Raw genomic sequence first — 17613 nt, 5'->3', positions numbered from 1 at the left:
TGGTTAAAAAAATGAGGTATTCTTTATAAAATAAAAAAGCCATATCAAGAATATGAATATTTTGATATGGCTTCATCGGAAATAAAATAATATTATGTTAGCTGTTTTACCCGCTATGAAATAAAAACTTTCGTTACTTTATACCATAAAAATTTACTTCCTATTTTGAGTAGTTATAAATTTATCAAACAATAATTCGTTTAATTTATAGCTACTCGTACGACTAACAAGTATTTGTCACTTAAATTAATTTCCTAATTTTTGATATATTACTTGAATAGTCTAATGCCTCTTGAATTCAAAAAGGTGTCAAAACTTAATTTTTTCCTTTGAATTTCATTTTGAAATGATTTTAAAGTAAGGCCCTTAAAGTTATTTCAAGGATGTACTCAAAAAAATAACTTTCGTTTCATATTTATTTCAAAATCAAGATAGGCTTTTATATGTTCAATGAACGTATGATATGATATATAACCAGGAATCCTTGTGTCATCTCATATGTTATATTATCTTGAATTAAAGATAGTAAAAATCAATTATTCTATCAATATTTTGTATAGTATTAGTTATCAACTGGTTATAAACTAAACTTATTAACTTTTGTTCATAAAAAAAGGCTGCCGTTTGGCAACCTTTTTAAAGTAAAAGCTATAATGATTAGCTTCTTTTTTCTTTGATACGTGCTTTCTTACCAGTAAGTCCTCTAAAGTAGAAGATACGTGCTCTACGCACCTTACCTCTTTTGTTAACTTCAATTTTCTGAAGTGCAGGAAGGTTAACCGGGAAAATACGCTCTACCCCAACAGTTCCAGACATTTTTCTGATTGTAAAAGTCTCAGTAGATCCAGAACCTCTTCTTTGGATTACAACTCCTCTAAAGAACTGTGTACGTGTTTTGTTTCCTTCTTTAATTTCGTAATATACTGTGATTGTATCACCTGCAGCAAACTCAGGTAATTCTTTTTTTGTAACAAATTCGTTTTGTACAAATTTTACTAAATCTTCCATTTTGATATAGATTACATAGGGTTTTGTTAAAGCAACATTCACGATTTTCGCCAGAGGTTGTTTCAATCAGGGTGCAAAAATAATTATTATTTAGTGATTTGCAACTATTTTTAATTCTTTTATTACTGAATTACAGACTATTCTTCTAATAAATCTGGTCTACGTTCTTTGGTTCTTTGGTATGCTTGTTCTTCTCTCCAGGCTTCGATTTTAGGAAAATTGCCTGATGTTAGTACTTCGGGTACTTTCCAGCCTTTATATTCAGCGGGTCTAGTGTAAATTGGAGGGGCTAGCAAATCATCCTGAAAAGAGTCGGTTAGCGCTGAGGTTTCGTTGCCTAATACACCAGGGATTAAGCGGAATATGGCATCGCACAGAATCAAGGCTCCTAATTCTCCTCCAGAGAGTACATAATCTCCTATGGATATTTCTTTGGTAACAAAATGATCTCTTACGCGTTGGTCTACACCTTTATAATGCCCACATAGAATAATTAGATTACCTTTTAATGATAATTGGTTGGCGATACCTTGATTTAAAGTTTCACCATCAGGGGTCATATAGATTACTTCGTCATAAGTTCTTTCGGATTTTAATTTAGAGATACATTTATCAATGGGTTCTATCATCATAACCATCCCAGCACCTCCACCAAATTGATAATCGTCAACGGTTTTGTAATTATCTGTGGTATAATCTCTTAGGTTGTGTAAATGTACTTCTACTAGTCCTTTTTCTATAGATCGCTTCATTATGGAAGCTTCGAAAGGACTTTTTAGAATGTCTGGAACTACAGTTATAATATCAACGCGCATCTTTATTCTTTAAGGTTGCAAAGATGCAAAAGAATATAGTAAAAATCTATAAATTTGGATTACTTTGCTCCGGTCTTACGCTGTTTATTAATTTCATCCTGAAGTTTACGCATTACTTTTTGTTCACGTTCTAAAGCTCTGCGTCTATGATCTTCAAATTCGGCTTCAGTCTCTGCTAATGCTTTCTTAGCTTGCACGGTAACTGCATTGCTGTTTTTGAATTTAAAAATAAAGAAACCTAATAATGCTAAAAGAGCTCCAATAATAGACCACATTATGGTTTTATAACCCGATTTTGCCACAGACGCTCCAAAGAAACTCATGCTATCTTTTTCATTGGTGATGTTAGCAAGGTTTTCATTTGTTTTGGCTAAAGACTCTTGTAGCCCGGTAATGGTAGACTTTTGCTCTGCAATCTCTAAATTGGTAGTTTTTAATTTAGATTCTAAGGTTTTTATGGTGTCAATAGTGTTGGATTTTAGCTTGTTAATCCACACTTGTTTGATGACTTTATATTCTTGGTATCTGCTTGATTTTTTTATGACTATATCAAACTGTTTTTCAATGTTTCCTTCTTTTAAAGCTTGCTCAGGTGTAAGTACAGGTTCTTCTTGTGCCTGAATGGTTTGAAAAAGAGGTAATGATAGTAGTAAAATGAGTAGATATTTAGGTAATTTCATTATGTTTAACGTTAGTCATTTAATTTCTTCTGTAAACGTTAATAAATGTACGATATTGTAGAGAATAGGCAAGATTTTTTGAATATAGTTTTGCTATCTAATATCAACGTTATGTTATTTATTTGATAAAAAACAGATTAAATATTCTGAAGCATAAATTTTAAGTTAAAAAAAGTCGCTATTTACATTAAATAGCGACTTTTAATATTCTGTATAAGAATTTTGCTTCTAGTAATATGTAAAGCGTCTTACTTTAGCAATATATTTTGATAATCTAATTACTTGGTGGCTGTAACCGTATTCATTGTCATACCAAACATATAAGATGGCATTTTGACCTTTAGTATCTACTATAGTCGCGTTACTATCGTATATCGAAGGAGCTGATGAGCCTACGATGTCGCTAGACACCAATTCGTTGTCTAGAGAATATTTGATTTGTTCTACCAAGTTGCCTTCTAAAGCATATTTTTTAATGATAGCATTCATACTTTCTTTAGAAGCTTTTTTCTCTAAATTAAGATTAAGTATAGCTAATGAACCATTAGGTACAGGAACTCGTATTGCGTTAGAAGTCAATTTTCCTTCCAGGCTCGGTAAAGCTTTGGATACTGCTTTACCTGCTCCAGTTTCAGTGATAACCATGTTTAGTGCTGCTGCACGGCCTCGTCGATATTTACTGTGCATATTATCTACTAAATTCTGATCATTAGTATATGCGTGTATGGTTTCCAGATGTCCATTTACAACTCCAAAACTTTCTTCTACTGCTTGAAGAATTGGAGTGATTGCATTAGTTGTACAAGAGGCAGCAGAAAAAATATTTACCTTATCAGGGTCGTGCTCTTTGTGGTTTACTCCATGTACAATATTAGGAACACCTTTCCCCGGTGCTGTTAGTAATACTTTGTCGATTCCTTTGGCTGCTAAATGTCTGCTTAAGGCTTCTTTGTCTCTAAAAGCTCCGGTATTATCAATTAATAATGCATTGTCAATACCATAAGAATTATAATCTATGTCTTCAGGATTATTAGCACTAATTATTTTAACCGTAGTTCCATTAACTATTAAAGCGTTATTAGCAATATCGGTTTCGACTGTACCTGCAAATTCTCCATGTACAGAATCATTTCTAAGCAAAGAAGCTCTTTTTTCTAGTATTTCTTCTGTAATAGCTCCTCTGGTTACGATTGCTCGTAATCTTAATTGATTTCCTTTTCCAGTAATGGTCATTAATTCTCGTGCTACCAAACGACCAATTCTTCCAAATCCATATAATACTACATCTTTAGGAGATATAGCTTTGAATTTTTTAGCATCTTTTAGCTTATCTTGTACAAAACGATTTACAGATCCAAATTCATCTCCTGCCAAATGGTATTCATAAGTAAGTTTACCAATGTCTAGTTTTGCAGGGGGTAAATCCATCAATTTGATAGCTTGTGCAATTTCTGCAGAATCAAAAATCGAAATAGGTTTCTGTACAAATTCACCTGCATATTCGTGTAGGTTAATAATCTGACTAACATTTTTGTCGATCAATTGATTTCTAAAAAGTACTAATTCGACAGCATTATCATACCATAGATCGCTTACAGTTTTAATAAAAGCAACGGTAGCACGACGTCTGTCTGCCTGAAAGGCTAATTCTTTTTCATAAACTTCATTAGAGCTCATAATGTGTTGTGTTTTTTACAGTCTTGAAATTTCGTGCAAAAGTATATATTTCAAACGTTTTCGTGCAACCTTTTTTAATAAAAAATTCCCATTGAATTTTTAAAACAATGGGAAGTGCTATTTTATAAGGGTTTTATGTATAACTTATTGAAAAACAAACTCTCTTTTATCACCGTTTCGATCTATTAAGCTAATGGTGATATCTTCATCCGGATATTTGCTTTCTATAATTTGTTTTACTTCTACAACGTTTTTAACTTTCTTACCATCAATTTCACTAATAATTAAACCTTTTAGATTATAACGTTGCATTCTAGCGCTTAATTCCTGGCTAATAACTACTCCATGATCTATTTTAAAGTTCTTAAGATATCCTTTTGGAGGGTTGGTAACTTCTACACCAACATCTTTTATAATATATTGCTGTATAATAAACTTAGTAAGTGTAACGGGTAAAGTTAATTCTTTACTATTTCTTAGAATTTTGACACTAATAATATCATTAGGGCTTTTGCTATTTACATAACCGGTTAAATCCGAGAATTTTTTAATTTTTAATCCGTCAATTTCTTTAATAACATCACCTTCTTGTATTCCTGCTTTTTTAGCACCACTATTATCAGCTACAGTAGCGACAATAACACCTTGTGCGGTATTAATGTTATAATCTTTCATTGCTTTTGCATTAATGCTCTGTCCGGTTATTCCAATAATAGCACGTTGTACATCTCCAAACTCTAATATGTCTTCAACAATTTTACGTGTGTTATTAGATGGCACGGCAAAAGCATAACCAACATAACTACCGGTTTGTGATGTAATTGCTGTATTAATACCAATTAATTCTCCTTTAGTATTCACAAGAGCTCCACCACTGTTTCCGGGATTGATAGCTGCGTCTGTTTGTATAAAAGACTGAACATTATTGTCAGTCTCGTCCAGATCTCTTGATTTAGCACTTATAATTCCTGCTGTTACCGTAGAGGTTAAATTAAATGGATTACCAACGGCCAGAACCCATTCTCCGATTTTAGCAGAGTTTGAGTCTCCAAAAGGAATATATGATAGCTTTTCTTCAGAATCAATTTTAATTAGCGCGATGTCGTTTTGAGGAGAAGTTCCTATTACTTTAGCTTTATAAGACTTGTTGTTGTTTAAAGTAACTTCTAGATCAGAAGCTCCATCAATTACGTGGTTGTTTGTTACAATATATCCATCTTCGGTAATAATAACTCCAGACCCTGCTCCTTGAATTCTTCTTTCTTTAGGGCCTCCGTTTCTAAAAAATTCCATTAAATTTCTCGGTGTTCTGGTAACTCCATATTGTTTAACGTGTACAACTGCATTAACCGTTTTTTCTGCTGCTAGGGTGAAATCTACATTTGTATTCGTAAGATTATCTGTATTGTTAGCAGTATATGTGGTTGGAATTAAATTAGGTTGAGTATTGGTTTGTGTAATTACGATTGGTTCAGGTTCTAAAAACAGTTTATATGCGCCTAATGTTAGGACTCCTGCTAAGATGGCTATAACCAATAAACTAAAAAATCTTTTCATCTTCTTTCTTTTTTGTTTGATTTAACTAGTGCTATTGAGATAGACTATATATAACTTTTAAAGTTACAATTCTAGTGCGTTTTTTTTGTTATTTAACTCACAATTAACAACATATTTTTGTAATCATTCTTTGTACCTTTGCTTTTGTAATTTAAGAAATAATGATCCTTACTTTTTATAAATATCAGGGTACCGGAAATGATTTTGTTATCATTGATAATCGTAATAAAATTCTTTCCAAAAATAATACCAAATTATTTGCAAGACTTTGTGACAGGAAATTTGGGATCGGAGCAGATGGTTTGATGTTGTTAGAACTTCCTGAAAATGAAGAAGATGATTTTACTATGGTGTATTTTAATGCCGATGGTAACGAGAGTTCTATGTGTGGTAATGGAGGAAGATGTTTGGTGGCTTTTGCAGCCTTCCTAGGTGTTATTGATAATAAAGCAACTTTTACGGCTATAGATGGAAAACATCATGCAGAGATTAAAGATGGGTTAGTATACCTGCAAATGCAAGATGTTTTAGAAATAGAAACATACGACTCGCATCTATTTTTGGACACCGGATCACCACATCACGTGGCTATGGTGGAAAATTTATCTGATTATGATGTGGCCAAAGAAGGTAGAGCTATCAGAAATGGAGCTCCATATTTTGAAGCTGGAAGTAATGTGAATTTCGTGGAAAAGAAAAACGGGAACGTGTTCGCAGTTAGAACTTATGAAAGAGGGGTAGAAGATGAAACATTATCTTGTGGAACTGGTGTTACAGCAGTTGCATTATCTATGCATGCTACTAAGTTGACCAACGATGAAGAAGTTAGTGTTCAGACTCAGGGTGGAGAATTAAAAGTTACTTTTAGAAAAGAAGAAGATGGTTATAAGAATGTCTTTTTGATTGGACCTGCAAAGCAGGTTTTTAAAGGAGAAATAGAATGCTAACACTCAAAGGAGAAAATATCTATTTACGAGCTTTAGAACCAGAAGATCTAGATTTTGTTCTTGAGGTTGAAAATGATGAACAAATCTGGGAAATGAGTTCTACACAAACACCTTATTCTAAATTTGTGATCAAACAATATCTGGAAAATGCTCACAAAGATATTTATGAGGTAAAGCAATTGCGATTAGTTATTTGTACTAATGATAATCATACTTTGGGTCTTATTGATGTGTTTGATTTTGACCCTACTCATAATAGGGCAGGAGTTGGAATTGTAATTGCTGAGGCAGAAGATAGAGGTAAAGGTTATGGAGCTGAAGCTTTGGAATTGCTTATGGATTATTGCTCAACCCACTTACATTTACATCAACTATATGCTAATATTTCTGAAGACAATTATAATAGTATCAAGTTATTCGAAAATAAAGGTTTCCGTAAGGTTGGTGTTAAAAAAGAATGGAATTTAGTCGGAAACAGGTACAAAGACGAACTTTTATATCAATTATTATATGTACATTAAAAAGATTTTAGTGGTTATTGCCCTAATTGGATTAATAGTAGGTGGGGCTTTTGCATACTATGTGTATCAAGCTGTTTTTTCTCCTAATACAAAATTTGAGACCGAAACTGCGCTTGTTTATATTCCAACAAATACTAATTATGACGATCTTAAAAAGATTATAACTCCTTTTATTGAAGATATATATAGTTTTGATCGTATTGCAAAACGAAAAGGATACATTGATAATATCAAAGCGGGACGATTTATTCTTAAGAAAGGTCTTAATAATAATGATATTGTTAATGTTCTACGAAGTAAAAATACACCTGTATACGTGACTTTTAACAATCAAGAAAGACTCGAAAACCTTGCTGGTAGGGTCGCTTATCAGATCGAAGCCGATAGTGTTTCTTTGATAGAGGCTTTTAAAGAAGAAGCTTTTTTAGAAAAAAATAATTTCTCTTTAGAAACGGCACTTTCTATGTATGTTCCTAATAAGTATGAATTCTTTTGGAATACATCGGCAACACAGTTTAGGGATAGGATGCTAAAGGAGTATAATCGTTTCTGGAATGATAAGCGTAAATCTAAAGCTAAGACCATTGGATTGACACCTATAGAGGTTTCTACTATGGCTGCTATCGTGCAAAAGGAAACTGCTAAAGTTGATGAACGCCCTAGAGTTGCTGGAGTTTACATGAATCGTCATAATAACGGCTGGAAATTGGATGCAGATCCTACTGTAATCTATGCGCTTAAAAAACATAAAAATGATTGGGATACGGTTATAAAGAGAGTGCTGTATAAGGATTTAAAATTGGATAGCCCTTATAATACTTATATGTATAGTACATTGCCACCGGGTCCAATTGCAATGCCCGATATTACTTCAATTGACGCTGTGCTTAATTATGAAAAGCACGAATATTACTTTTTTGTTGCTAATGTAGAGAATATGGGATACCATAAATTTGCGAAAACTATGGCGCAACATAATCGTAACAAAAAACAGTATATAAATTGGATTAATAAACAGGGTATAAATCGATAAAATCATAGTGTAATTTTGTAGGAAAAAAATATGCTTTTTTGATTTTCATGGATTTTTCTGACTCAATTTATTAACAAAAACATAAATTTTATTGTGAATTACTTGGAATAGTGGTAGTTCAGTTTATGTCGATGAAACTACATGGTTTGACGTTTAAGTGTTGTTTTTAAGTCTTTTTTTAGCTATTTCAGTTGTTTTTTTATCTTGTTTTTGATGTAAATAGCTGTTTTTCAGTATTATAATTATTTTAACACTCAGTCCTTTGTCTAAAGAAAAATATGTGTATCTTTGCACGGCAAAAATTTAAGTAGTGGGGAACACTTTTTTAGTGACTACTTAGAAATTTTTCATATGATAAAAAGACTAGTAGGCTTATCATTATTACTTACAATTGGGGGAATACTATTGTTAAGTTTTAAGACCACAAAAAGTCCAAATTTAGACAAATACAGTACAGCTGGTTTAGATTTGTACTATATCGCTCCGAACTTTGACGAAATCGAAGACGGCATGTCTGATTCGTATATGTCACCAAAATTGGGTAAATCTTATGTCGGATTCAAAGAAGCGGTCGCTTTTAAAGAGTCTAGAGGTGATTATGGAGTAGTAAATCAATTTGGTTACCTTGGTAAATATCAATTTGGTAAAGGTACACTAGCTATGATAGGGATTTATAACAAAAATAAATTTCTGAATAGCCCAGAACTTCAAGAGAAAGCTTTTTACGCCAATTCATCAAGAAACAAGTGGATTTTAAGAAGAGATATCAAATGGTTTGTAGGTAGACGAATGAATGGTGTTGAGGTAACAGAATCTGGAATTCTTGCTGCTGCACATCTTGCAGGACCCGGTGCTGTCAAGAAATATTTGCGTAGTGGAGGAGTAGAAGGCTTTGCAGATGCATTTGGAACTACAATACGTTACTATATGAAACGCTTTAAGGGTTATGATACTTCTTTTGTGGTGCCAAATAGAAAAGCAAAAGCGATAAGCTTAATTGATAAATAATTAATGATCTCTTTGGATAATGAAGATAGAGGGTTTTTTATGAAGCTCTATTTCTTCTTTTTTCCATTCTTCTATTGTTTTAGTGGCTATAAGTTCAGAGGTAAGGGTGATGTCGCATGCGATACATAAACGAGTGTTATTGTGTAATATAGATTTTAAATCTGAAAACATTTTATCATTCCTGTAGGGGGTTTCTATAAAAATTTGAGCTTGATTTTTATCCAGAGATGTTTTTTCCAGATATTTGATAGTAGATTTTCTTTCGTTTTTATCAATGGGTAGATAGCCGTTAAATGTAAAATTTTGACCATTCATGCCACTGCTCATCATGGCTAATAAAATTGAGGAAGGACCAACAAGAGGAGTAACCTGAATTCCTTTTTCGTGAGCAATTCTTACTACTTCTGCTCCGGGATCTGCAACTCCTGGGCAGCCAGCATCAGACATCAATCCCATAGATAAGCCATTAAGACAAGGTTCTAGGTATCCGGGTATCTCGGAAGTATCTGTGTATTTATTTACAGAGTGTATAATCAAAGATTTTTGAGATTTGCTTGGGCTTACCTTTTTAATGAATCTTCTTGCAGGTTTTTCGTTTTCTACGATATAATGATTAACCTGCTCTAATACTTTCTTAATAGATATCGGAAGTACCTCTAACGGTACATCATCTCCAAGTCTTGTGGGGATCAAATATAATTTTCCTTTTGGATCTAGGGCTTTAAATTCCATAGGTAATATAAACGACTAGTTATGGTTAATATTTTTCAATATACAAAACTTTGCTTTTCTAAAAAGTTAAGAAAGCTTTTCTAGCTTGGCAGCAATTTTTTCTGAAGCCTGATTTAGCATTTGAAATACATCCTCAAACCCCTGATCACCACCATAATATGGGTCTGGAACATCTATTGAATTATTTGGATATAATTCATCCATAATTAAAGACACTTTGTTTGTGTCTTTTGGATTTCGAGATAGTTTAATTACATTTTGATAGTTAGAACTATCCATAGTGTAGATAAAATCGTAATTATCAAAGTCTTTTGTGGTGAATTGAGCTGCTCTTTGCTGAGTAATATCGATTCCAAACTTTTTAGCAACTTCAATGGATCGTCTGTCTGGTTTTCCTCCAATATGGTAGTTGCTAGTTCCGCAAGAGGCTACAGTATATTTTTCAGGATCAAGTTTAGATTGTAGTATTCCTTCTGCTAACGGTGATCTGCAAATGTTACCAAGACATACCATTAGTATTTTGATTTTCATGTCAAAAGAAAGGAATTTGGTTAAAGAGTGAGCTTTTTACCTAAATCTTCAACGTATTTTCTAAACTGCTTGTCTGTAGAAGATAAGTTGTCTACAGTTTTGCAAGCATGAAGTACGGTTGCGTGATCTCTTTTGCCAATTTGTGTACCAATACTGGCTAAAGAGGCTTTGGTTAATTTTTTTGCAAAAAACATAGCTAATTGGCGAGCCTGAACTATATGTCTCTTTCTTGTTTTAGATTGAAGTGTCTCAACATCCATCTGGAAGTAATCACTTACCACTTTTTGGATATAATCTATTGAAACCTCACGTTTTGTGTTTTTTACATAATTGTCTACAATAGCTTTAGCTAAATCAATAGTAATATCTTTTTTGTTGAATGAAGAGTGAGCGATTAATGAGATAATAGCTCCTTCAAGTTCTCGGATATTGGTTTTGATGTTATTTGCTAAAAACTCTATAATATCTTCAGGCATTTCTACACCATCGCGATATAGTTTGTTCTTGATGATAGAAATTCTTGTTTCAAAATCTGGGTGATGTAACTCTGCAGATAACCCCCATTTAAAACGGGATAACAGTCTTTGCTCAATATCTTGCATGTCAACAGGGGCTTTATCACTTGTTAAGATAACCTGTTTGCCATTTTGATGCAAATGATTGAAAATATGAAAGAATACATCTTGTGTACCTGCTTTACCAGATAGTAATTGTATGTCATCTACGATAAGTACGTCGATAATCTGATAAAAGTGAATAAAGTCATTTCTGTTATTCTTTTTTACAGACTCAATGTATTGCTGAGTAAATTTTTCAGCAGAAATATATAAAACTGTTTTTTCTGGATAATTATCCTTTATGTTTACTCCGATAGCGTGAGCTAAATGAGTCTTTCCTAATCCAACTCCTCCAAAAATCAAAAGAGGGTTAAATGAAGTTCCGCCTGGTTTATTGGCTACTGCCATACCTGCAGATCTTGCTAATCGGTTAGAATCACCTTCTAAGAAATTTTCAAAATTGTAGCTTGGATTAAGCTGAGATTCAATTTTAACATTTCTTATACCGGGAATCACAAAAGGATTCTTTAGTTCTGGGTTTTTACTTTTAATCGGCACGTCAACTTCTTGAGAACCTACTGCAGTACGATTAGAACTTGGAATTTTTTCTGTAAATGGCTTTTTGTTACCATATGTATTTTCCATTTTGATTATATAAACCAACTTAGCTGTTTCTCCTAACTCACGAGTTAAAGAAACTTTCAGAAGATTAACATAATGTTCTTCTAGCCATTCGTAAAAGAATTTACTAGGTACTTGAATACTTAAAGCACTATCTGTAAGTTTAACAGCTTTGATTGGCTCAAACCAAGTTTTAAAAGCTTGTGGTGTGATATTGTCTTCAATAAAAGACAGACAATTATCCCAAACTGATTGCGCAGTTAAATTCATTCTTTAGATTAAATTTCTGTTTACTTAGGTTATTAACGGAAAATTGTTGAAAAAGTTCCTTCTTTTTTTGTTTGACAAATATGTGAACAAAAAATGTAAAAAAAAAACGATTTCTGGGTTGAATATTAATTATTTTTTTCGCATACTTTAATTACTTCAATAATCATAACAATATATCACTTTTTAATAAAAAATATGCCTCTTACATCAAAAACATTGTTAAAAGTTAGATACTCAGAAACAGATCAGATGGGAATTGTCCACCACGGTAATTACGCACAGTATCTGGAGTTAGCAAGAATAGACTGGTTGTCCCGCTTAGGGATTTCCTATAAATCAATGGAAGAAAGCGGTATTATGCTTCCTGTTTTTACTTTGGATTTCAAATTTAAGAAATCTGCTTTTTTCGATGATGAATTAACCATTACAACTAAGTTAAGGAAAATTCCTACAGTTCGAATCGAATTTGACTATGAAATCTACAATCAGGATCAAGAGTTATTAACAACAGCAGCTACAACCCTTGTGTTTGTTGATAGTGTTACACGCAAACCAATTTTATGTCCTTCTTATTTAATCGAAAAAATAAAAAATCATTGATTCTCTAATTCTTTAATTGTTACCTCATACAACGCGGAGAAAAAGCTATTTATTTTATCAGCAACAGTTTTTCTTACAGAAATATATATATTGCAATTTAGCTCGAGTTCTTGTCTGGTGATTTTTAGCTGATGTTCTTTGATAATACGCATCACTTTATTCATATCCTTGTACTCAAATATGATGAGAAAGTCAACATCAATGGTCTTTTCGATAATATCAGAAGTTTCCAGAGCTAGTTGTGCAGCTCTTTTATAAGCATTTATTAAACCACCTACACCAAGTTTTACTCCTCCAAAATATCGAACAACAACTACAAGTACATTTGTAAGCTCAAAAGATTGGACCTGACCATAGATAGGTTGCCCAGCTGAGTTAGAAGGTTCTCCATCATCGTTAGCTCTAAATCTTATTTTTTTGACTCCAATTTGCCATGCATAACACCAATGTCTTGCAGAATGATGCTGTTTCTTTAATCTTTCTAGATGTTGCTTTGCTTCTTCTTCAGATGAAATCGGGAAAGCATATCCAAAGAATTTACTGTTTTTATCTTTAAACAAAACTTCTTCGGTTGCTGTGCTAATCGTTTTATAGGTGTCCTTTATATCCAAATTTGGTTTATTAAATTGAGAAAGCGACTAATAAAATACTGATTATAGCTAGTATAATTCCGATCCAGTTTTTCAAAATTAGCTTTTCTTTAAAAAGCATGATTCCTGCAATTGTAGATACTAATAATATGGCTACATTATTAATAGTAAAGACCGAAGAACTATCCATACCGTCATATCTTAATGCTTTTATTAAAAAATAAATAGAAAAATAGTTTGGTACTCCCAGGCAGATTCCTGCTATAATATTTTTAATAGATATATTTAATGTTCCCTTCAGTGCTTTATATATAATAATGGTTACACCAACAATAGCGGCAAACCCAAAAATACTTGCAGAAAAGATAGGGACATCAGTTTTAGCTATATAATGTGTTTCTAGAAATTTAAGGCTGGTGTCAATAATTCCACTTCCTATAAATACCAACAATGGATAAATTAGATTTTCTTTTTTGATAGAAATACTTCCTGCATTTTTCATTGAGGTCATATAGACGGCTAAAAGAGCTATGATAATCCCAATAATTTTAAGTGCTCCGGTACTTTCTTTATAAACTATAATTCCAAAAACAATAGGTATCGCTACACTCATTTTGGTGGCTACTGCTGCTACAGATAGCCCATTTTTCTGTGTAGTAATTGCCATTAAATTAAATACCGAAATAAATATAATCCCTAAAATCATTGTACCATAAAACCAACCTTGATTAGTAATAGAAACAAAGTCTATGGGCTCTGAATAAGCTACTAGTCCAGAGATACATGCAACTAAATAGTTAACGATAATCGCTTGTAGTGTATCTACTTGATACTTTGCAAAAAGCTTAAAAATGACAAATATTAAACTAGAGGCTAAAACACTTAGGATTAAATAGATCAAAATAATTCAGATTTAATGGTAAATAGATTGGTTACATCTTCTGTACTGGGATTGTTATTCCAGATATGGATTCCCAGACTTGAAGCTGTGTCAGTATTTGCTTTAGTGTCGTCAATAAAAAGAGTTTCTGAAGGCGTGATGTTGTTTTGGTTTAGAACAAATTCAAAAATATCCCTGTTAGGTTTTCTAAATCCTATTTCTTGCGAAAGATAGAATGTGTTAAAGCTATTTTTGAATTCAGGATAGAACGCAATATTCTTTTTTATCCAATCGATATGTAATTCATTAGTGTTGCTAAGTAAAATCAGCTTATACTTTTTTTCTGAAGCCAATTGTTGGATAAAATCTAATCGATGTTTAGGGAAATCTAATAGTATTGCATTCCATGCGCTAATAAGTTGCTCCTCTGTGGCTTCTGGAAGTAAAACTTTATAATGATTTATGAATTCGGAAGTAGAGATACCTCCAGTTTCATAAAGCTCATTGATAGCTTGTTCTTTTTTAGTGAATCGAAAGCTTTTGAATTTTGAAAACTCTCTTAAAGTAGCAGGTTTATCAATATTGATAAAAACATCACCAAAATCAAAAATTATAGTTTTAATCATTGTAGTAAATTCTTAATGTGTCATCCATAATTTTGTCTTCAGAAATAAGATCCCGTTTTAAAATAGGGGCTTTTATACCGGATCCGAAAGAGGTTTTGCCAATAAAAACCCTTGCTTCGTCCCAAACGTTTTGATTAATAAAAGCTTGTAGTGTTTTAGCTCCACCTTCTATAATTACAGATTGAATATCATGTTTGTATAAAATTGCACAAACTTCTTCTATCAAATTATTATCAGAATTTACATTTTCGTAAATCAGTTGATTGCTACTTTCTTTTTTGTGTTTTGAAGAAGTAATGATAATGGTTTTTACAGTTTGATCTAATATTGCAGAATCTTCAGGAATCTGATCAGACCTGTCAATTACAATTCTAATAGGGTGTTGGCCAGCCCAGTCTCTAATGGTAAGTTTGGGATTATCTTTTATGACTGTTTTGCTGCCCACTACTATAGCCTGTTCTTCTGCTCGCCATTTATGAACCAATTGTCTGCTATATAAATTAGTAATCCAAATGGGTTTTCTTTCTGGCATTGATTCTGGAGCAATAAAACCATTAAGGGTTTCAGCCCATTTAAGGATAATATATGGTCTTTTTTTAGTATGAAATGTAAAAAAACGTTTGTTGAGTTCTTGGCATTCTTTTTCAAGCACTCCAACAACTACATCACAGCCCGCATTCATAAGTTTTTGAATTCCTGCACCGCAAACTTTAGCAAAAGGATCAATTGTCCCAATGACCACTTTTTTTATACCTTTTTCAATAATAAGATCACTGCAGGGAGGTGTTTTTCCATAATGACTACACGGTTCTAGGCTTACATAGATAGTTGCGTCTTTTAGTATAGATTCATCAGATACGGAGTTGATGGCGTTTACCTCTGCGTGGGGTTTGCCAGCTTGATAGTGCCATCCTTCACCTATAATCTTATTGTTGTGAACAATTACACTTCCTACCAATGGATTTGGGTACGTTGTGCCAAAGCCATTTTTAGCCAGTTGAACACATCGTTTTATGTATTTTTCATGTATAGACACTACTTTAAGCTTACTTTTTGTTCTTTATTAATCTGGTATGGATAAGAAAAAGTTCCTAAATGATATCGGATAGCACCTTTGTATTGAATTTTTAATGAGTCTGTCTGAATTACATTTAGAATACTCCCTAGAATTCCATTTTTATTTTTCTCATATATCTTAGAAAGAGAAAAAGTTCCTTCAAGTGGTATAGTAAACTCACTTTTGGCAGGAACATCGAACTCTTGTGATGAAATGGTGCCTACATCTATATTATCAACAAAAATATGTAAGTCTTCTATTGATAATTTACCTTTTAGGTTATTTGGATTGTTAAAAACAGCATCTGTAGTAAGCGTTATGTTTCGCATACTTACTTTTTTAACCTGGATTTTATCTACATACTTGAATTCCGGTTTTTTGGATACAGAACAGGCTGATAAAAGGATAAATATTGTTGATAATAATAAAAACTTCTTCATTGACTACTGATTAGATTTGATGTATATTTCCGAATAATAAATAATCATTTATAGACATCATTTTTTAAGTTACACAAAAGTAGTATTTAAAAATAATAATGAGCACAATAAAAATTCGTCCAATTGAACATAAGGATAATGAGCAAATAGCTCTGGTTATTAGGGAGGTTTTAATAGAAATGGGAGTTCCTAAGGTTGGAACTGCTTATGAAGATAAAGCTTTGGATATGATGTATGAAACCTATGATAAGCCCAGAAGTTCATTTTATGTAGTAGAAGAGAATAGTGTGGTGATTGGAGGTGGTGGAATAGCTCCTTTAGAAAATACAAAAGATAACATTTGTGAACTTCAGAAAATGTATTTTTTGCCTATAGCCAGAGGAAAAGGTATAGGAATGAAAATGATTAAAACCTGTTTGGATTTTGCCAAAGAGCAAGGATTTGAAAAATGTTATTTAGAGACAATGCCTTACATGAAAGCTGCTCGCAAGTTATATGCAAAAGTTGGTTTCACAGATTTACAGGGGCCGGTAGGGGATACCGGACATTATAGTTGTCAAGCCTGGATGATGAAAGATTTGTAGTTTTAAAAACCGGCAGAGTTGAAATTAAAAAACCTTAGAGAAGATTTTGTAAGAGCTTTATCAAGATTGTATGATGCTGATGAAGTGATGTCCTTTTTTTATATCCTAACTGAAGAGGTTTTAGGATTTAGAAGAGTGGATGTGGCTTTGAATTTAGAAAAAAAGCTTTCGGATAACGAAGTGTTGAAATTTTCTAATATTCAACAACGATTGGAAAATCAAGAGCCTATTCAGTATATACTTGGTGAAGCTGAATTCTATGGTTTGAGGTTTAAAGTAGATTCTAATGTTTTGATTCCAAGACCGGAAACTGAAGAGCTAGTAGATTGGATCATCAAAGATTATAGAACGGTTAAGGATAAAATAAAAATCTTGGATATAGGTACAGGTAGTGGTTGTATTGCGGTTACGTTGGCTAAAAAAATACCTAATGCAGAAGTATATGCAATAGATATATCTCAAAAAGCTATTGAAGTAGCTCGCAACAATGCTAAGTTTCACAATGTGGAAATAAAGTTTATACATAAAGATATTTTAGCAGAAAATGATTTAGCTGAAAAGTTTTCTGTTATTGTTTCTAATCCACCTTATGTTAGAGAATTGGAAAAACAAGAGATGAGGCCCAATGTATTAGACCATGAACCGTATCAAGCTTTATTTGTTTCAGATGAAAAGCCTTTGGTGTTTTACAAAAAGATCACAGAATTGGCATTACAAAGTCTAAAAGCTGAGGGGGTATTATATTTTGAGATTAATCAATATTTATCTGAGTTAACCAAGAAAATGATGAAAGAGACAGGATTCAATTCGTTAGAGCTACGTAAAGATATCCGGGGTAATGATCGTATGATAAAAGCAAATAGAAATTAAAAATTAAAG

20 protein-coding genes are annotated in these 17613 nt (G+C 32.6%); 7 read left to right on the top strand and 13 right to left on the bottom strand.

The genetic code is table 11. The features are described from left to right. Positions 1 to 657 precede the first annotated feature (657 nt). The 5 genes from rplS to J8M14_RS14105 all read right to left on the bottom strand — a co-directional run bounded on the left by rplS (position 658) and on the right by J8M14_RS14105 (position 5737). A complete protein-coding gene (gene rplS / locus J8M14_RS14125) occupies positions 658 to 1008 on the bottom strand; it encodes a 50S ribosomal protein L19 (protein WP_211075454.1) in 351 nt (116 codons plus the stop codon). A 137-nt stretch (positions 1009 to 1145) separates the two neighbouring features. Further along, positions 1146 to 1823: a tRNA (guanosine(37)-N1)-methyltransferase TrmD gene (trmD, locus tag J8M14_RS14120; RefSeq protein WP_211075453.1), complete on the bottom strand. Its 678-nt coding sequence runs from the start codon at positions 1821 to 1823 to the stop codon at positions 1146 to 1148. A gap of 59 nt (positions 1824 to 1882) precedes the next feature. Next, complete coding sequence (locus tag J8M14_RS14115; protein ID WP_211075452.1) at positions 1883 to 2503, bottom strand: tRNA (guanine-N1)-methyltransferase; 621 nt, start codon at positions 2501 to 2503, stop codon at positions 1883 to 1885. A 228-nt stretch (positions 2504 to 2731) separates the two neighbouring features. Then, the gene (locus J8M14_RS14110) at positions 2732 to 4180 is read right to left on the bottom strand and encodes a glyceraldehyde-3-phosphate dehydrogenase (RefSeq protein ID WP_211075451.1); all 1449 of its coding nucleotides are present in this window, start codon (positions 4178 to 4180) and stop codon (positions 2732 to 2734) included. Positions 4181 to 4324: 144 nt separating this feature from the next. Further along, positions 4325 to 5737 carry a trypsin-like peptidase domain-containing protein gene (locus J8M14_RS14105; protein ID WP_211075450.1) on the bottom strand — a complete coding sequence of 471 codons (1413 nt, stop codon included), beginning with the start codon at positions 5735 to 5737 and terminating at the stop codon, positions 4325 to 4327. A 161-nt stretch (positions 5738 to 5898) separates the two neighbouring features. On the opposite strand from J8M14_RS14105, the gene dapF reads away from it, so the two are divergent. The 4 genes from dapF (at position 5899) to J8M14_RS14085 (ending at position 9246) form a co-directional block, all read left to right on the top strand. Continuing rightward, positions 5899 to 6684: a diaminopimelate epimerase gene (gene dapF / locus J8M14_RS14100; RefSeq protein WP_211075449.1), complete on the top strand. Its 786-nt coding sequence runs from the start codon at positions 5899 to 5901 to the stop codon at positions 6682 to 6684. After that, positions 6678 to 7205, top strand: a complete 528-nt coding sequence (locus J8M14_RS14095) for a GNAT family N-acetyltransferase (RefSeq protein WP_211075448.1) — start codon at positions 6678 to 6680, stop codon at positions 7203 to 7205. Before dapF ends, J8M14_RS14095 begins: the two co-directional genes overlap by 7 nt. Further along, complete coding sequence (mltG, locus tag J8M14_RS14090) at positions 7195 to 8238, top strand: endolytic transglycosylase MltG (protein ID WP_211075447.1); 1044 nt, start codon at positions 7195 to 7197, stop codon at positions 8236 to 8238. Before J8M14_RS14095 ends, mltG begins: the two co-directional genes overlap by 11 nt. Before the next feature lie 351 nt (positions 8239 to 8589). Next, entirely contained in the window at positions 8590 to 9246 is a 657-nt protein-coding gene (locus J8M14_RS14085) for a peptidoglycan-binding protein LysM (protein ID WP_211075446.1), read from the top strand. Here J8M14_RS14085 and J8M14_RS14080 read toward each other — a convergent pair whose 3' ends face one another. The 3 genes from J8M14_RS14080 to dnaA form a co-directional block, all read right to left on the bottom strand. Then, positions 9247 to 9978 carry an SAM-dependent methyltransferase gene (locus J8M14_RS14080; protein WP_211075445.1) on the bottom strand — a complete coding sequence of 244 codons (732 nt, stop codon included), beginning with the start codon at positions 9976 to 9978 and terminating at the stop codon, positions 9247 to 9249. Between the two features lie 66 nt (positions 9979 to 10044). Beyond that, positions 10045 to 10509, bottom strand: coding sequence for a low molecular weight protein-tyrosine-phosphatase (locus tag J8M14_RS14075; RefSeq protein WP_211075444.1), 465 nt, complete (start codon positions 10507 to 10509; stop codon positions 10045 to 10047). Positions 10510 to 10529: 20 nt separating this feature from the next. Next, on the bottom strand, positions 10530 to 11957 hold the full coding sequence (dnaA, locus tag J8M14_RS14070) for a chromosomal replication initiator protein DnaA (RefSeq protein WP_211075443.1): 1428 nt from the start codon (positions 11955 to 11957) through the stop codon (positions 10530 to 10532). Between the two features lie 195 nt (positions 11958 to 12152). Here dnaA and J8M14_RS14065 point away from each other — a divergent pair, with 195 nt between their 5' ends. Continuing rightward, complete coding sequence (locus J8M14_RS14065) at positions 12153 to 12557, top strand: thioesterase family protein (protein WP_211075442.1); 405 nt, start codon at positions 12153 to 12155, stop codon at positions 12555 to 12557. Here J8M14_RS14065 and J8M14_RS14060 read toward each other — a convergent pair. The 5 genes from J8M14_RS14060 to J8M14_RS14040 are packed head-to-tail and all read right to left on the bottom strand — an operon-like array spanning position 12551 to position 16150. Then, positions 12551 to 13168, bottom strand: coding sequence for a YigZ family protein (locus J8M14_RS14060; protein ID WP_211075441.1), 618 nt, complete (start codon positions 13166 to 13168; stop codon positions 12551 to 12553). The genes J8M14_RS14065 and J8M14_RS14060 overlap by 7 nt on opposite strands. Positions 13169 to 13178: 10 nt before the next feature. Next, a complete protein-coding gene (locus tag J8M14_RS14055) occupies positions 13179 to 14048 on the bottom strand; it encodes an EamA/RhaT family transporter (protein ID WP_211075440.1) in 870 nt (289 codons plus the stop codon). Continuing rightward, positions 14045 to 14653 carry an HAD family phosphatase gene (locus tag J8M14_RS14050; RefSeq protein ID WP_211075439.1) on the bottom strand — a complete coding sequence of 203 codons (609 nt, stop codon included), beginning with the start codon at positions 14651 to 14653 and terminating at the stop codon, positions 14045 to 14047. The genes J8M14_RS14055 and J8M14_RS14050 overlap by 4 nt, the downstream gene beginning before the upstream one ends. Then, positions 14646 to 15689 (bottom strand): bifunctional diaminohydroxyphosphoribosylaminopyrimidine deaminase/5-amino-6-(5-phosphoribosylamino)uracil reductase RibD, encoded by a 1044-nt coding sequence (gene ribD, locus J8M14_RS14045; protein WP_211075438.1) that lies wholly within the window; start codon positions 15687 to 15689, stop codon positions 14646 to 14648. Before ribD ends, J8M14_RS14050 begins: the two co-directional genes overlap by 8 nt. Beyond that, the gene (locus tag J8M14_RS14040; protein ID WP_211075437.1) at positions 15689 to 16150 is read right to left on the bottom strand and encodes a hypothetical protein; all 462 of its coding nucleotides are present in this window, start codon (positions 16148 to 16150) and stop codon (positions 15689 to 15691) included. The genes ribD and J8M14_RS14040 overlap by 1 nt, the downstream gene beginning before the upstream one ends. 98 nt (positions 16151 to 16248) lie before the next feature. On the opposite strand from J8M14_RS14040, the gene J8M14_RS14035 reads away from it, so the two are divergent. Together J8M14_RS14035 and prmC are read left to right on the top strand one after the other, a co-directional pair. Further along, positions 16249 to 16734, top strand: a complete 486-nt coding sequence (locus J8M14_RS14035) for a GNAT family N-acetyltransferase (protein ID WP_211075436.1) — start codon at positions 16249 to 16251, stop codon at positions 16732 to 16734. A gap of 18 nt (positions 16735 to 16752) precedes the next feature. Beyond that, entirely contained in the window at positions 16753 to 17604 is an 852-nt protein-coding gene (prmC, locus tag J8M14_RS14030) for a peptide chain release factor N(5)-glutamine methyltransferase (RefSeq protein WP_211075435.1), read from the top strand. Positions 17605 to 17613 lie beyond the last annotated feature (9 nt).

This window comes from Aquimarina sp. MMG016 (genome assembly GCF_018100805.1).
Classification (GTDB): Bacteria; Bacteroidota; Bacteroidia; order Flavobacteriales; family Flavobacteriaceae; genus Aquimarina.
Note: the sequence above shows the minus strand (reverse complement) of the source record. Positions and strands in the feature narration are given on the sequence as shown.